General features: G+C 69.2%; 13 protein-coding genes and 2 pseudogenes. 8 read left to right on the top strand and 7 right to left on the bottom strand.

Annotated elements, in window-relative coordinates; all coding sequences use genetic code 11:
- Window positions 1-13: 13 nt before the first annotated feature.
- Both OG978_RS36920 and OG978_RS36925 read right to left on the bottom strand, forming a co-directional pair.
- Complete coding sequence (locus tag OG978_RS36920; protein WP_189280738.1) at window positions 14-736, bottom strand: alpha/beta fold hydrolase; 723 nt, start codon at window positions 734-736, stop codon at window positions 14-16.
- Between the two features lie 56 nt (window positions 737-792).
- Window positions 793-1,764 (bottom strand): alpha/beta hydrolase, encoded by a 972-nt coding sequence (locus tag OG978_RS36925; protein WP_326769410.1) that lies wholly within the window; start codon window positions 1,762-1,764, stop codon window positions 793-795.
- Between the two features lie 415 nt (window positions 1,765-2,179).
- Between OG978_RS36925 and OG978_RS36930 the strand changes: the two genes are divergently transcribed.
- The 5 genes from OG978_RS36930 to OG978_RS36950 all read left to right on the top strand — a co-directional run bounded on the left by OG978_RS36930 (window position 2,180) and on the right by OG978_RS36950 (window position 8,074).
- The gene (locus OG978_RS36930) at window positions 2,180-4,069 is read left to right on the top strand and encodes an amidohydrolase (protein WP_442817793.1); all 1,890 of its coding nucleotides are present in this window, start codon (window positions 2,180-2,182) and stop codon (window positions 4,067-4,069) included.
- A gap of 132 nt (window positions 4,070-4,201) precedes the next feature.
- Window positions 4,202-4,864, top strand: coding sequence for a hydrolase (locus OG978_RS36935; protein ID WP_326769411.1), 663 nt, complete (start codon window positions 4,202-4,204; stop codon window positions 4,862-4,864).
- A gap of 46 nt (window positions 4,865-4,910) precedes the next feature.
- Window positions 4,911-5,435, top strand: coding sequence for a DoxX family protein (locus OG978_RS36940; protein ID WP_326769412.1), 525 nt, complete (start codon window positions 4,911-4,913; stop codon window positions 5,433-5,435).
- Complete coding sequence (locus OG978_RS36945; protein ID WP_326769413.1) at window positions 5,416-6,153, top strand: YoaK family protein; 738 nt, start codon at window positions 5,416-5,418, stop codon at window positions 6,151-6,153. Before OG978_RS36940 ends, OG978_RS36945 begins: the two co-directional genes overlap by 20 nt.
- Window positions 6,154-6,334: 181 nt before the next feature.
- Window positions 6,335-8,074 carry an MFS transporter gene (locus OG978_RS36950; RefSeq protein WP_326769414.1) on the top strand — a complete coding sequence of 580 codons (1,740 nt, stop codon included), beginning with the start codon at window positions 6,335-6,337 and terminating at the stop codon, window positions 8,072-8,074.
- 20 nt (window positions 8,075-8,094) lie between these two features.
- Here the strand turns inward: OG978_RS36950 and OG978_RS36955 are convergent.
- The 3 genes and pseudogenes from OG978_RS36955 to OG978_RS36965 all read right to left on the bottom strand — a co-directional run.
- Window positions 8,095-9,051 (bottom strand): annotated as a pseudogene (locus tag OG978_RS36955) (helix-turn-helix domain-containing protein); the annotation flags it as partial.
- An 87-nt stretch (window positions 9,052-9,138) separates the two neighbouring features.
- Entirely contained in the window at window positions 9,139-10,125 is a 987-nt protein-coding gene (locus tag OG978_RS36960) for an alpha/beta hydrolase (RefSeq protein ID WP_326769415.1), read from the bottom strand.
- A gap of 118 nt (window positions 10,126-10,243) precedes the next feature.
- A complete protein-coding gene (locus OG978_RS36965; RefSeq protein WP_326769416.1) occupies window positions 10,244-11,023 on the bottom strand; it encodes a helix-turn-helix transcriptional regulator in 780 nt (259 codons plus the stop codon).
- Here OG978_RS36965 and OG978_RS36970 point away from each other — a divergent pair.
- Window positions 11,022-12,332, top strand: a complete 1,311-nt coding sequence (locus tag OG978_RS36970; protein ID WP_326769417.1) for a helix-turn-helix transcriptional regulator — start codon at window positions 11,022-11,024, stop codon at window positions 12,330-12,332. The two genes, OG978_RS36965 and OG978_RS36970, sit on opposite strands and share 2 nt — an antisense overlap.
- A gap of 160 nt (window positions 12,333-12,492) precedes the next feature.
- Here the strand turns inward: OG978_RS36970 and OG978_RS48435 are convergent.
- Together OG978_RS48435 and OG978_RS36975 are read right to left on the bottom strand one after the other, a co-directional pair.
- Window positions 12,493-12,617 (bottom strand): annotated as a pseudogene (locus OG978_RS48435) (IS256 family transposase); the annotation flags it as partial.
- A gap of 37 nt (window positions 12,618-12,654) precedes the next feature.
- Window positions 12,655-13,143 carry a carboxymuconolactone decarboxylase family protein gene (locus OG978_RS36975; RefSeq protein ID WP_326769418.1) on the bottom strand — a complete coding sequence of 163 codons (489 nt, stop codon included), beginning with the start codon at window positions 13,141-13,143 and terminating at the stop codon, window positions 12,655-12,657.
- A gap of 117 nt (window positions 13,144-13,260) precedes the next feature.
- Here OG978_RS36975 and OG978_RS36980 point away from each other — a divergent pair, with 117 nt between their 5' ends.
- Window positions 13,261-14,241 (top strand): pirin family protein, encoded by a 981-nt coding sequence (locus tag OG978_RS36980; protein WP_326769419.1) that lies wholly within the window; start codon window positions 13,261-13,263, stop codon window positions 14,239-14,241.
- Window positions 14,242-14,251: 10 nt separating this feature from the next.
- Window positions 14,252-14,593, top strand: coding sequence for a GNAT family N-acetyltransferase (locus OG978_RS36985; RefSeq protein WP_326769420.1), 342 nt, complete (start codon window positions 14,252-14,254; stop codon window positions 14,591-14,593).
- Window positions 14,594-14,760 lie beyond the last annotated feature (167 nt).

The following is a 14,760-nucleotide window of genomic DNA, read 5'->3' on the forward strand; positions in this document are numbered from 1 at the left end:
GCCCGCCGCCTCATCAGCTCGTCGCGCGTACCGCATCGCGGATCAGTTCGGCGACCTCCTTGGGCCGGGACACGGCCACGGCGTGCGAGGCGCCCTCGATCTCGACGATCGTCGCCCCGGCCCGCTTGGCTCCGAAGCGCTCGACCTCGGGGTTGATCGCCTGGTCCGCGCCGGCCACGAGCGCCCAGGAAGGCTTGGTCTTCCACGCGGCGGCCGAGGCCGTCTCCGTGAATGCCGAGGCGGCCAATGGACGCTGCGCCACCGCAAGGACCTTGGTGGCGGCGGCCGGGACGTCGGCGGCGAAAATGTCCGGGAACGCCTCGGCCTTGATGGTGACTTCGACGGCAGGCTCCGATCCCTCCGCGGGGTACGTCGCCTCCTTCAGGTTGCTGACGAGCGGCGAGAGGGGGAAGCGGCCCTGCAACTCGCCCAGGCTCTCGCCCTCTTCGGTGACGTAGGCCGCTACGTAGACCAGCCCGACGACGTTCTCCGCAGCGCCTGCCACGGAGATGATCGCACCGCCGTAGGAGTGGCCGACGAGCACCACCGGACCGTCGATCTGAGCAGCCACGGACGCGATGTACGCGGCGTCGGACGCCAGGCCGCGCAGCGGGTTCGGTGGCGCGACCACGGGGATGCCGTGGTTCTGCAGTTCCGCGATGACCCCGGTCCAACTGGCGGCGTCCGCGAAGGCTCCGTGCACGAGAACAGCTGTGGGGGTGGGGTTCGTGGTCATGTTCGGGTGTTCTCCCTGTTGTCGGGGGCTTTCGGAGGTCGGCGGGGAGCGCGGTATCAGCCGGTGTGGAGCGCGGTGCGCAGGGTTTCGGCGGCCAGCGTGATGGCGGCCTGGGCGGCGTGGGTCTCGCGGAGGGCGTTGAGCATGACGAAGTCGTGGATGATGCCCTGGAAGCGGACGGCGGTGACGGGGACGCCGGCTTCGCGCAGTTTGTTGGCGTAGGCCTCGCCTTCGTCGCGCAGGACGTCGGCCTCGCCGGTGATGACGAGGGCGGGGGGCAGGCCGGTGAGCTGTTCGGTGGTGGCCCGTAGCGGGGAGGCGGTGATCTGGGCGCGGTCGGCCTCGTCGGTCGTGTACTGGTCCCAGAACCACTGCATGCCGTCGCGGCGCAGGAAGTAGCCCTCCGCGAACTGGTGGTAGGAGCCGGTGCCGAAGTTTGCGTCGGTGACCGGGTAGAACAGCACCTGCTGCACGAGCGGGATGTCGCCGCGTTCCTTGGCCATCAGGGTCAGTGCGGCGGTCATGTTGCCGCCGACGGAGTCGCCGGCGACGGCCAGCCGCGAGCCGTCCAGGTTCTTGGACGCGCCCTGCTGGACGACCCACTTCGCGACCGCGTAGTTCTGCTCGATGGCGACCGGGTAGCGGGCCTCGGGGGAGAGGTCGTATTCGGGGAAGACCACGGCAGCGTTCGAGCCGACGGCGAGTTCGCATACGAGGCGGTCGTGGGTGTGGGCGTTACCGAACACCCAGCCCGCGCCGTGGATGTAGAGGATCACCGGCAGGGTCCCTTCCACGCCGGCGGGGCGCACGATGCGTGCGCGGACGCTGCCCGTCGGACCGCCCGAGACGGTGATCCATTCCTCGTCGATCTGCGGCTTGTCGGTCTCGCCGGACTGCACCTCGTCGACCGCCTTCCGGCCCTCGGCGGGCGGCAGGTCGAACAGATAGGGCGGACTGGCGGTCGCTTCGGCGAAAGCAGCTGCCGCCGGCTCCAGCACCGGCTGCACCGGCTCTACAACGTCGGACATGTGAGTCTCCTGAGTTTCATGTGATGTGCCGGGCCCCTCCGGGCCAGACATGGAGATCTGCGGGGCCGTCGATCCTTACGCTAAAACCCTGAAGGTGGCGGAGATTGACCGTCAGTGCACCGGATCTGACCTCACAACGCATGGAAACGGGACGCAGTGCACTGTCGGGACGAATGCTGTGCACTGTCGGGACACACGGACGCTTCGGCTCGAAATAGCCTGGTGGCGAAGCAGTTGCGGGCTGTCGGAGTTGGTGCTGTGCATCGCACAGAAGGCCTACCCGGAATTCATTTCGGTTGAGCGTAGACGCATTGATTGCGGTTCTCCCGGTTCTCTTTGCCCGTCGCTGTCACCGCAGTTGGAAGTCGATGCAGATGAAATCGACGCTGTTCATGCCGCAGGAGGTTGTCCAAAGGTGTCCACGATGCCGGTCGGTGGGCTGGTTCCCAGCACCACCGACAACCCCGCGGACCTCATCGTCCGCAACGCGAAGATCCATACAGGAGACCCGGGGCGCCCGCAGGCCGAGGCGATCGCCATACGGGACGGGGTCATCACGGTCGTCGGCGACGACAAGGACGTGGCCCTCCACGTCGGCCCGGCCACGAAGGTGGTCGACGCTCTCGGCCGCCGGATGATCCCCGGCCTCAACGACTCCCACCTGCACGTCATCCGGGGTGGGCTCAACTACGTGCTGGAGCTGCGCTGGGACGGCGTCCGCACGCTGCGCCAGGGCCTGGCGATGCTGCGTGAACAGGCGGCCCGCACGCCGAAGGGCCAGTGGGTCCGGGTGGTGGGGGGATGGTCGGCCGAGCAGTTCGCCGAACGGCGGCTGCCGACCGTCGCCGAGTTGAATGCCGCCGCGCCGGACACACCGGTGTTCGTTCTGCACCTGTACCAGTCGGCGGTGCTCAACCGGGCTGCGCTCAAGGCCGCCGGATACACCAGGGACACCCCCGATCCGAAGGGCGGTCAGATCGTACGGGGCCGGGACGGTGAGCCCACGGGCATGCTGCTGGCCGCCCCGAGTGCTCTGATCCTCTACTCGACTCTGGCCAAGGCCCCGGTGCTGGAGGGCGAGGACAAGAAGACCTCCACCCGCCACTTCCTGCGGGAACTGAACAGGTTCGGGCTCACGTCGGCGATCGACGCGGCGGGGGGCTTCCAGAATTTCCCCGACAACTACAGCACGGTCGTCGAACTGGCCAAGGCCGGTCAGCTTTCGCTGCGCATCGCCTACCATCTTTTCCCGCAGAACGCCGGTCAGGAAATCGACGACCTCGCCCGCTGGATCGAAATGGCCCGCCCCGAGGACGGGGACGAATGGCTCCGCCTCAACGGTGCGGGAGAGAATCTCACCTGGGCGGCAGCAGACTTCGAGAACTTTGCCCAGCCGCGCCCGGAACTCGCTCCCGGCTATGAGACAGAATTCGAGAAGGCCGTACGTCTGCTCATGGAGAACGGCTGGGGATTCCGGCTGCACGCCACCTACGACGACACCATCCGACGCGATCTCGCGATATTCGAAAAGTTGGCCGCGGAAGGACTCTTCCCGGCCGGAAACCGGTGGCTGTTCGACCATGCGGAGACAGTCTCTGCGGACAGCCTCGACCGCATCGCCGCCCTCGGCGGCGCCATGTCCGTGCAGAATCGCCTGTCCTTCCAGGGCGAGGCGTTCGTACGCCGCTACGGCCCCGGCGCCGCAGCGGACGCCCCTCCGATCCGGGCCATGCTGGAGCGCGGTCTGACCGTCGGCGCCGGCACCGACGCCACCCGGGTCTCGACCTACAACCCGTGGATCGCCCTGCACTGGCTGATCACCGGCCGCACCGTCGGCGACCTGGTCATACGCCCGCCGCACAACCGCGTCGACCGGCAGACGGCGCTGTCGATGTTCACCGAAGCAGGGGCTCGGCTGACCGGCGAGGAGGACGTCAAGGGCGTCCTGAGCCCGGGCTCCCTCGGCGACCTCGCGGTCCTGTCCGAGGACTACTTTGCCGTGCCCGAGCCGGACATTGTGCACATCGAGTCCCTGCTGACGGTCGTCGGCGGCCGCATCGTCTACGCCGCCGCCGAGTACGAGGGCCTCGACGAGGAACTGCCGCCGGTCAGCCCCGAGTGGAGCCCGGTCGCGCACTTCGGCGGCTACCAGGCCACGCCCGGTACCGGCTCGTCGGGCGCCCGCCAGGCCGAGTTGCTCGGCCTGGCCGTCGCGGAGTCGGAGCAGCACCGACAGTGGCGCGCCCGACGAGGTCTGGCCCCGGATACCGAGAGCACGGTCTTCGACCCCTGCTTCTCGCTCTGATCTCCCGGGAGAGGCCCGGTCACGAGCCGCCCCTCCCGGGGCACCACCCCCCACCTCTCGCCGTCGAACGGACGGCTTTGCTCAGCAGCGGACGCCCGTCCGCGATCACATCAGTCATAGAAAGGCCCTCTCGTGGTCAACATCTCCGAAGTCACCGCCGCCCCCGGTCCCGACCTGCTGACCCCCGACAACTGCGCCGTGCTGTTTGTGGACCACCAGCCGCAGATGTTCTTCGGCACCGGCAGCGGCGACCGCACCGCCATCATCAACTCGACCGTGGGCCTGGCCAAGGCAGCCAAGGTGTTCGACGTTCCGGTGGTCCTGAGCACCGTGGCCGCAGAGTCCTTCTCGGGTCCGATCATGCCGCAGCTGGCTGATGTCTTCCCCGACAAGAAGATCATCGACCGCACCACGATGAACGCCTGGGAGGACAGCAACTTCGTCGAAGCCGTCAAGGCGACGGGCCGCAAGAAGCTCGTCATTGCCGGGCTGTGGACCGAGGTCTGCGTCGTACTGCCCACGCTGTCCGCCATCTCCCAGGGCTACGAGGTCTACGTCGTCACGGACGCGTCCGGCGGCGTCAGCCCGCAGGCGCACGAGCACGCCATCCAGCGCATGGTCCAGGGTGGCGCGATTCCGGTGACCTGGGTGCAGGTGCTCCTTGAGCTCCAGCGCGACTGGGCGCGGACGGAGACGTACGTCCCCGTCACGGAGGTGGTGAAGGAGCACGGCGGGGCCTACGGCCTGGGCCTGGTCTACGCGCAGGCCGTCATCGGCGCCCACGCGGCCGGCTGACTCTTCACCTGAGCATCGACGGAACGTCAGGAACAGGCAGGAACGAATGGATACCGGACTGTTGGTCCTCCGACTCGTGGCGGGGCTCCTCATCGCCGGGCACGGAGTGCAGAAAGTCAGTTTCCGCCTCGGCGGCAACGGCTTGGCGGGCGGAACCGAGGAGTTCCGCCACGACGGCTTCCGCGGTGGCAGGCTCACCGCGCTTGCCGCGGGCGGCAGCCAGATCGGCGCCGGCCTGTTCCTGGCGGCCGGTCTGCTCACTCCCGGGGCGGCGATGGCAGCCATGGGGGTGATGACGGTTGCCGGCACCGTCAAATGGCACAACGGGCTCTGGGTCCAGAACGACGGCTACGAGTACCCCATGGTCCTCGTCGTGGCCTCCGCGGTCCTGGCCCTCACCGGTCCCGGCCGCTGGTCGGCCGACCACGCCCTCGGACTGACCCCCTGGCCCCTGTGGGTCTCGGTCGCAGCCATCGTGGTCGGCCCGGTGAGCGGACTGATCACCCGTGTGCTGCTGCATCGTCCCTCAGCCAAGGAAGGAACAACTCGGTATGCGCAAGCTGCTGACTGACGCGGCCCGCACGCTGGCTCCGCCCAAGGGGGACAGGCACGGCCCGTTGCCGCCGCTCATGCTGATGCTGACGGTGGCGACCGGCCTGGTCGACGCCGTCAGCTATCTGGGGCTCGGGCACGTCTTCGTCGCCAACATGACCGGCAACGTGGTCTTCCTCGGGTTCGCCCTGGCAGGTGCCGACGGCCTGTCCGTGCTCGCCTCCATCGTGTCGATGGCCGCGTTCCTCGTCGGCGCACTGGCGGGAGGCCGGTTCGGCACCCGGTTCGCGGAGCACCGCGGACGGCTGCTGACCTTCGCCACGGCGCTTCAGGCGTTGCTCGTCGTCGGGGCGGTCATCACGGCCGTGGTCTCGCACGGCAGCGTGACCACCGAGGCCCGTTACGCCCTGATCGTGCTCCTCGGCCTCGCCATGGGGCTGCAGAACGCGGTCGCCAGACGCCTCGGGGTCCCGGACCTGACCACGACCGTATTGACCCTGACCCTGACCGGACTGGCCGCGGACTCCACCCCGGCGGGCGGGGCCGCACCCCGGCCCGGCCGGCGGATCCTGTCCGTACTGGCCATATTCCTCGGAGCCCTCGCCGGCGCCGTGCTTCTGGCACACACAGGACTCGTCCTGGTCCTGGTCCTGACGTTGGTGCTGCTCGTGGTGACGTCCGCGGCTGCCCACCGCCTCTCGGCCCCCGACGCCCCCTGGGTCAAGCCGCAGGCGTGAACTCGGCGCCGGCCCCGCAAGAGGGGCCGGCGCTCTCGTCAGTGAGCCGCGGGACCACAGACGTTGCACTCCCGGTCGACGGCACCCGCGACTGTCTGCGGCCACCCTCGGCCATGCCCGCACGGCACCCGGGACACCGCCGGAAGCCAGGTGTCCGTGCCCCATACCGGTAGGGACCGACGTGAACACTGCACTGTCAACGAAGGACTTCTCGGAGGCCGGTTCGGCCTGGGCCCCGCTCGCGGCGCGTGTCTTCCGGGCGCTGTGGATCGCACAACTGGTTTCCAACATCGGCAGTTGGATGCAGACCGTGGGCGCCCAGTGGCTACTGATCGGCCACGACGCCGCCCTGGTGACGCTCGTGCAGACCGCGTCCAGTCTCCCCGTCGTGCTGCTGGCTCTGCCTTCTGGCGTGCTGGCCGACCGTTTCGACCGTCGCACGGTGTTGCTGACCGCTCAGTTCGCCATGCTCGCCGCCTCCACCACGCTGTCGGTGCTGGCGTTCGCGGACGCGCTCACTCCGGCTTTGCTGCTCGGTCTCACCTTCCTGCTGGGATGCGGCACCGCTCTGATGGGCCCGGCCTGGCAGGCCATCCAGCCGGAACTCGTGGAACGCCGCCAGTTGGGACAGGTGGCCGCGCTCGGCGCCGTGAACATGAACCTCGCTCGCGCTCTCGGCCCGGCACTCGGGGGAGCGGTGGTCGCGGCAGCAGGCGCGGGCTGGGTCTTCGCCTTCAACGCCGCCTCCTACCTCGGCACCGCGGCCGTTCTCGCACTGTGGAGACGGCCCGGGGCGGAACCGCCGACTGCGCAGGGCGAGAAGCTCCTGACGGCTCTGCACGCCGGCCGCCGCTACGTGTGGAACGCGCCCGGCGTCCGCCGAGTCCTGCTGCGCACGGTGCTGTTCATCCCCGGCGGGGCCGCGCTGTGGTCGCTGCTTCCACTGGTCGCGAGCCGCTCCCTCGGCCTGGGCTCGGGCGGGTACGGGGTGCTGCTCGGTGCGGTCGGAGCCGGTGCTGTGAGCGGGGCCTTCGCGCTGCCCGCGATCCGCCGCGCTCTGGGCGCCAACGGCACTCTCGCCGCAGGAGCCTTCGTCTTCGCCGGAGTCCTGGCGGTACTTGCCACGGTCCGGGTCCCATGGCTCGCGGCGGTTGTGCTGCTGCCCGCCGGTCTGGCCTGGATCGGCGTGCTGTCCACCCTCAACGCGGCCGTCCAGGCACGGCTGCCCGGCTGGGTCAGGGCCCGGGGACTCGCCGTCTATCTCCTGGCCTTCCAGGGCGGGCAGGCGCTGGCGGCACCCCTGTGGGGTGCGCTGGCCGACAGGCTGGGGCTGACCGTCTCCCTTCTGGCCGGCAGCGGTCTGCTGCTGCTCGGCGCGGCGAGTGTGCGCCGCTGGCCGCTGTACGGCACGGACGGCATTGACCCGTCCCCGTCCGACCACTGGCCCGTTCCGCCCCTGGTGTTCGAGCCCGGACCGGCCGACGGCCCCGTGCTGGTCTCCGTCGTATACCGGATCGCGGCCGCGAACAGGGCCGCCTTCATCGACTGCATGGACCATGTGGCCCGTTCACGCCGGCGCACAGGGGCCCTCACCTGGGGCCTCTACCAGGACGGCAGCGATCCGGGCCGGTTCGTCGAGAACTACCTGGTCGCGTCCTGGTCGGAGCATCTCGCCCAGCACCACAGCCGGCTCACGGCCACCGACCGCCGTCACGAGGAGAGGGCCCGCCGACTGCTTGTCGAGGGCACCGCGCCGGAGGTGACCCATGCATTCGACGCCGCCGCGGGACCCGTGGTGCCCGAGACGGGCGACGCGATGACGGCCCCGGGGCGTCGATGCCCTCCGGGAGAACGGCCAGGAGCGGGCACGTCCGAGTCAGCCCATGCCGAAGCCTGCCACTCACTGGGCGACATGCCGTAGGCGGCCCGGAAGACCCGGCTGAAGTGTGACGCGCTGGCGAAACCCCAACGGTGCGCCACGGCGGCCACGGCGAGCCTGCGATCCGGTGCCCGGCCGAGTTCGTACCGGCAGGCCGCGAGCCGACGCAGCCGTATCAACTGACTCACTGTCGTGCCCTCGCTCTGGAAGAGCTTGTGCAGATAGCGGACGGAGATGTGGTGGGCGAGTGCGATCGACTCCGGCGACAGATCCGGATCAGTCAGATGCAGTTCGATGAAGGTCCGGATGCGTGAAAGCGTCTGCGCACCGACGCCTGAGGCGTCGACCTGCTGCCCCTCGATGAACCCCGTGACGAGTGCGGCGAGGAGATCCACGGCGTTGCGGGCGAGCCGGTCGCCGATGTGCGACTGGTGGAGCGCCGTCTCGGAGGCGAGCGTGGACAGGAAGTTCGACACCAGTGCCCCCACACCCTCTCTGCAGCGCAGGGGCACCCCCATGACCCGGCGCAGGTCGGGCTCGGCGCTCTCCAGGCGGCGTCGCGGCACACGGAAGACTGTCATCCGGAACTGGTCGCTGAAGCGCGGTGAGTCACCTGGACCCGCATCGCAGAAGACGATGTCGCCCGGTTCCAGGAAGACCTCGCTTCCGCCGTGGCGGACCGCGACCGAACCGTGGACATGCAGGGCGACGTACAGGACTTCCTCATCGCCGGTGTCCGACAGCCAGGGCAGGACGGGGGCGCGTTCGTCGTCGGAACACAGGACGGTGGTCCGCAGAGAGCCGAGACCGTCCGTGCCGGTCACTTTTCGACGATGCCCGTGCGGTCCGGTACTCCGGCGGCCGGTTTCCCCACGGGGCGCGGGCCTTGGCGGCGCCGTCCTTTGCGCTGCGCGTGACATCGGCGCAGAACTCGTGGACAGCACTCCACCGCGTCGCCTCGCGGTGGAGTCGAGGCCGGGGCCGCCGTTCTCCGTGAAGGAACCAAAGATTGCTGACATGCCTGCAAGCGTGCCTTTGTGCAGGGGGAAGACGCATCAGTCGGCCGACTGGGCCGCGCTCTTTTGCGTGGCGGGCCTGACCGCCTCTCAGTTCAGCAGCCTGCGCAGGAAAGCACTGCCCTGCCGTACGGCCGCCCGCGTCGGCGGGCTGTCGCGCAATGCCGTCAGGGAAACGAAGTCGTGGACCGTGCCCAGAAAACGGGCCGCGGTCACCTCCACGCCGGCACGACGGAGCTGATCCGCGTACTGTTCCCCTTCGTCCCGCGTCACGTCCGCCTCCGCCGTGATCACCAGCGCCGGCGGCAGCCCCACAAGCTCCGCGAGGCTCGCGCGCAACGGAGACGCGGTCGGTTCATCCTGCTGCCGGGGATCGTCGGTGTACTGCTGCCAGTAACGGCGCAGGGCCTCCCGGGTGAGCAGATACCCACTGGCGAACTGCCGCTGGGAGGGGCTGTCGCAATGTGCGTCGGTGATCGGGTAGTACAGCAGCTGGGCACGAATCCTCGGGCCGCCGCGCGACTTCGCCATCATGGTGAGTGCCGTGGCCATGGTGGCGCCGGCGCAGTCCCCGGCGGCCACCAATCGGTCCGCGTCGAGACCGAGTTCGCAGGCCTGCCGGACCACCCAGATCATCAGGGCATAACACTCCTCGACGGCCACGGGATAGCGGGCCTCGGGAGTGCGGCTGTACTCGGGGACGACAGCGGCCATGCCTGCGCTGAGCACGAGCTCGCTGATGAGCCGAGCGTGGGTCTGCGCGTCTCCCAGCATCCACCGGCCCCCGTGGACGTAGAGCATGGCAGGGAGCGGTCCTCTTACGCGGGCTGGTCTGAAGATCCAGAAGCCCACCAGCCCGGACGGTCCCACGGGCGCCACCTGGAAGGTGGCGTCCACCTCGAAGTCCTCGACCCGGTGGACCTGGGACTCCCTCAGTGCCTGCCGGCCGTCGACCGGACCCAGCTCGTGCAGAAACGGCGGGGCCGAGGATGCGTCGACGAGCCGTTGCACCAGCGGATCGAGAACCACGGAGGACGGGCGCTTCCCGCCCCCGTCCTCCCTGGAGTCCCGCTCCATCCGGCACACCTTTCGCTCGGCCCTCTGGGCTCTGGTTCGTCGTTCAGCGGCCGAGAAGGATGAACGCTGGTGCACCTGCCCGTCGGCCCCCGAGGCTGCGTCTGCTGCTTCGCGCACGTCACCCGTCGTGCAGCAGAATGTCGCGGAGCTGGTGGCGGCTGCTGATGCCGAGCTTGGGATAGACGTTGTAGAGGTGCGAGCCCACGGTACGCGGCGAGAGGAACAGCCGTTCGCCGATCTCCCGATTCGACAGGCCGTTCGCCGCCAGCCGCGCGATCTGCTGTTGCTGGGCGGTCAACTCGGCCAACCGGTCCGCCGACGCGGGAGCGTGGGTGACCCCGCTCGCGCGCAGCTCGCTGCGGGCCGAGGCGGCAAGGTGCCCGGCGCCCAGCCGGGTAGCGACTTCCAGAACCGCGGTCAGCTGTGTGCGCGCTTCCAGGGGCCTTCTGCGCCTGCGCAGCCAGATCGCATAGTGCAAACGAGCCTGGGCCCGTTCCAGGGGCCACTTGACCGCCTCAGGGTTGACCAGGGCCAGCCGGAAGTGGTGCTCGGGCTCGGCATCGTCATCGACGAGGGCCGCCGCATGGTGCATGAGCAGTGTCATCCGTGTCGTCGGCCGGGGGCCCTGGCGTTCTCGCACGTCCATGAGGATGCGCGCCGCTTCCTGCTGCCGGCCGACGCGCTGGGCGGCGGCGGCCAGTTCGCTGATGCAGCGGGGAGAAAGGAAGGGATCAAGGGGCGAGCCGTCGTCCCCGAACAGAGCGCGCAAGTGCCGGAAGGCACTGTCCCCGTCACCGAGGGCCATCGCGGTCAGACCGCATGCCCGCAGCATCCGGGCATGTGTGGCCCGGTTCTCGTCCAGGCTGACGGAGCGCCAGTTCGGGCCGATGAACTGCATGCCCGATACGCTCTCGCCGAGAAGTGCAGCGACCCCGGCATACAACTCCGGCGACGCCCGCTACCGGCACGAAATCCACCGAATCAGCGACCTCATAGCGCCGCAGCCGGACGAGACCGACCGCGTGTGGCCACACGCGGTCAGCCGCCCGTTCACGGACCGTGAGCGGGTTCTGAAGAGCCTGCCCCAGGCAGTGGACGCCATGCCGGACGGCTCTCTGACCGCCCTCGTCTCGCTCGGTTCCTCGGCCTGGATACTGGACGAAACCGACGAGGCCGTGCGTCTGTTCGGCCAGGCCAGGGACCAGCTGCGACGGACTGCGACGGCCGGTACCAACTGCACCGTCGCGCAAGCCCTCGCCCTCGCGCTGTTCGAGAGCGGGGACTGGACCGCGTCGCAGTCTGCCGCCGAAGACGCCTTCTGGATGGCGACAGAGGCAGGCGCGGACAATGTCACCGTGGGATCACCGCTCCTCCAGGCCACGCTGCGCGCCGCCCGCGGGGACCACGCGGGCGCGCGGGCGCAGGCGGACGCGGCCGTCCGCGGACGCGACCTGCGCAAGTCCAGGAGCCTGTACGTGCGTCACCGTCACGCGCTCGGCATGGCAGCCCTCGCGGAGGGTGACCACACGGCGGCGTACGAGCAGTTCCGGCAGGCCTTCACCCGGGACTTCCACCCTGCACCCGTGCACTACCATGCCTCCCCCTACTGCCTCGCCGATCTTGCCGCCGCCGCCGTCCGAGCCGGACAGGCGGATGACGCGCGCACCGTGCTCCGCGCCGCCGAGGCGACCCTTGGCGAGTCCCGCTCCGCTCGCCTGGAGGCGATCGTGCATCGTGCCTCGGCCCTGCTGAGCGATCCTGACGACGCGGAGACCCATTTCCGGACGGCGGTCGACCTGGCCGGTGCTCGATGGCCTTTCGAGCACGCCCTCACGCACCTGGACTTCGGCGAGTGGCTGCGGCGCCGCCGGCGAAGCACCGAGGCCCGCCCCCTGCTCGGCACCGCCCTTGAGATCTTCGAACGGCTGGACGCACGCCCCTGGATCGAGCGCACCGCTGCCGAACTCCGCGCGGCGGGCGTGGCCGTGGCGCCTTCGGCAGCGCCCGAAGCCGTGGCCGACCTGACGCCGCAAGAACTGCAGATCGCCCAACTCGCCGCAGAGGGCCTGACCAACCGGGACATCGGTGCCCGGCTCTACCTGTCTCCCCGCACCATCGGCTTCCACCTGCACAAGATCTTCCCCAAGCTCGGCATCACGGGCCGCGTCCAACTGCGCGATGCCCTCGGCCACGTTCCGCCGGACTGACTCAGTGTGTGAGTGCCCCTGCCGGGCCGGTACCGCGGCCGTCTCCTCGGCGTCGAGTGCGCCGTCTCCGACGGCCAGGTGCGCGGCCCGCCGGTGGCCCGGACGTAGACGGAGCCGGTGGTGGACAGGTCGCGTCCCATGCCGTGTGGTCGGCCTGCCACGAGGAGAACCACGTGCGCTCACCGGTCGCCTCGTCGACGCGCTTGTCGTTCAACCGCGAGGCCATCACCTCGACTTCCAGGCCGCCTTGGTCACCCTCCGTGGTTGGTGGAATTCGTTGCGTACGGCCGATGACTCGGCGCCCGGCCGGGGAGAGACCGGATCACTGCTGGGGGGTCCCGCGCACGGGGTGCTTGCTCATGATGGAGACCCGGTTGAACGCGTTGATGGTGATCGCCACCCAGATCACTGCGGAGATCTCGTCGTCGGTGAGGGCTTGGCGGGCTGCGGCGTAGGCGCTCTCCTGTGCGACAGCGTTCGCGGGCTCGGTGGTCGCCTCCGCCAGGGCGAGCGCCGCACGTTCCTGTGTCGTGAACAGTTCAGTGTCGCGCCAGGCGGCCAGCACGCCCAGGCGCTGGGTGGTCTCGCCCGCACGCAGCGCGGCCCGGGTGTGCACGCTGAGGCAGTAGGCGCAGTTGTTGATCTGTGACACGCGGAGGTTGATCAGCTCCACGATCGTGCGGTCCAGCCCCGCGTCGGAGGCGACCGCGCGGACCGCATCGGAGGTCTCGACCAGTGCGTGGTAGGCACTCGGACTCTGCTTGTCCACGAAGACCCGCCTGCTCACGGGGTCTGCCACAGTGCCACTCAACCTGGACTCCTTCATGGGACGCTCGGGCCCGCTCGTCTTGTCGTGTGCTTGATGGGGCGTCGGCTTACCATCAGACGTGATCATTGAACATGAAATCATCCCTGGGAGGGACGTGCGATGAGCGACGTCGAGAGGGAGCCCGCCGAACTTCACTGCGGGGCCTCGGACCGTGATCAGCATGCGCCGAAGGTCGACGTCCTCTCCGCGCGGGACGTCCCGTTGGGCGGTCCGAGGGCTATGACGGTACGGCGTACGCTGCCACAGCGGGCCCGGACATTGATCGGGGCCTGGTGCTTCGTCGACCACTACGGCCCCGACGACGTCACCGACACGGGCGGCATGGACGTCGCGCCCCATCCTCATACCGGTCTGCAGACGGTGAGCTGGCTGTTCAGCGGGGAGATCGAGCACCGGGACAGCATGGGCAGCCACGCGCTCGTGAGACCCGGAGAGCTGAATCTCATGACGGGCGGGTACGGAATCAGCCACTCGGAAGTCTCCACCACCCGCACCACGATCCTCCACGGCGTCCAGCTGTGGGTTGCGCTTCCCGAAGAACACCGGCACACCGGCCGTGACTTCCAGCACTACGTCCCGAGCCCGGTCCGGGTGGACGGAGCCGAAGTCAGAGTGTTCCTGGGGACGCTGGCAGGTGGCACCTCTCCGGTGCGGACCTTCACGCCCCTGCTCGGTGCCGAAATCATCCTTGAGCCATGCTCGACGACCACACTCGCCATCGACACCGGCTTCGAGTACGGCCTTCTCGTCGACCACGGGGAAGTCTGTATCGCTGGAACAATCCTGCGCCCGGCGGAGTTGGGCTACCTCGGCACGGGAAGCGACACACTGACGCTGGCGAACGAGACGGATAACGATGCTCGAGTAGTCCTGCTCGGCGGGACGCCGTTCGAGGAACAGATCGTCATGTGGTGGAATTTCATCGGCCGGAGCCACGAGGACATCGTCGAGGCCAGGGAAGCGTGGCAGAGCGCATCCGACCGCTTCGGCAAGGTCGATGGTTACGACGGCGACCGCCTTCCCGCGCCCGCCCTTCCCAACGCCACCATCGCACCGCGCAAGAACCCGACGCGCCCCTGAAAGGCATACGATGACGCAGCCCGCCGCCGCTCCGACTGTCCAGCGAGTGGACCCCAAACACCGTTACGAAATCCTGGTGGACGGCAAAACCGCAGGCCTCACCGCGTACCGCGACCGCGACGACCAGCGCGTTTTCTACCACACCGAAATCGACGACGCCTTCGCCGGACAGGGCCTGGCCTCGATCCTCGTACAGCAGGCCCTGAACGACGTACGCACCTCAGGGAAGCGCATCGTGCCGGTCTGCCCCTATGTGGCGAAGTTCCTCAAGAAGCATGACGAGTTCGCCGACATCACCGACCCGGTGACCCCCGAGGTCCTGAAGTGGCTGGACACCGTGCTGCAGCACTGACGCCCCGTGCCGCCACCTTCTCCGAGCCGCCGGTACGTCCGGACCGGCGGCTCGGAGGCGGAGCAGGATCGGTGACATCAAGGCGGGAGTACCGCATGGGCATGGGCCGCCGGCACCGGCAGTCCCGGTTCTGTCCCCGCCGGACGCGCTGCTGGGGACAGGACCGC

Origin of the sequence: Streptomyces sp. NBC_01591 (genome assembly GCF_035918155.1) — a bacterium.
GTDB lineage: Bacteria > Actinomycetota > Actinomycetes > Streptomycetales > Streptomycetaceae > Streptomyces.

Excerpts from the sequence above, each read along its gene's own strand:
- OG978_RS36980 (WP_326769419.1), top strand. The coding sequence starts at position 13,261 with ATGAGCGACGTCGAGAGGGAGCCCGCCGAACTTCACTGCGGGGCCTCG.
- OG978_RS36965 (WP_326769416.1), bottom strand. The coding sequence starts at position 11,023 with ATGCAGTTCATCGGCCCGAACTGGCGCTCCGTCAGCCTGGACGAGAAC.
- OG978_RS36925 (WP_326769410.1), bottom strand. The coding sequence starts at position 1,764 with ATGTCCGACGTTGTAGAGCCGGTGCAGCCGGTGCTGGAGCCGGCGGCA.
- OG978_RS36940 (WP_326769412.1), top strand. The coding sequence starts at position 4,911 with ATGGATACCGGACTGTTGGTCCTCCGACTCGTGGCGGGGCTCCTCATC.
- OG978_RS36960 (WP_326769415.1), bottom strand. The coding sequence starts at position 10,125 with ATGGAGCGGGACTCCAGGGAGGACGGGGGCGGGAAGCGCCCGTCCTCC.
- OG978_RS36945 (WP_326769413.1), top strand. The coding sequence starts at position 5,416 with ATGCGCAAGCTGCTGACTGACGCGGCCCGCACGCTGGCTCCGCCCAAG.
- OG978_RS36920 (WP_189280738.1), bottom strand. The coding sequence starts at position 736 with ATGACCACGAACCCCACCCCCACAGCTGTTCTCGTGCACGGAGCCTTC.
- OG978_RS36970 (WP_326769417.1), top strand. The coding sequence starts at position 11,022 with ATGCCCGATACGCTCTCGCCGAGAAGTGCAGCGACCCCGGCATACAAC.
- OG978_RS36985 (WP_326769420.1), top strand. The coding sequence starts at position 14,252 with ATGACGCAGCCCGCCGCCGCTCCGACTGTCCAGCGAGTGGACCCCAAA.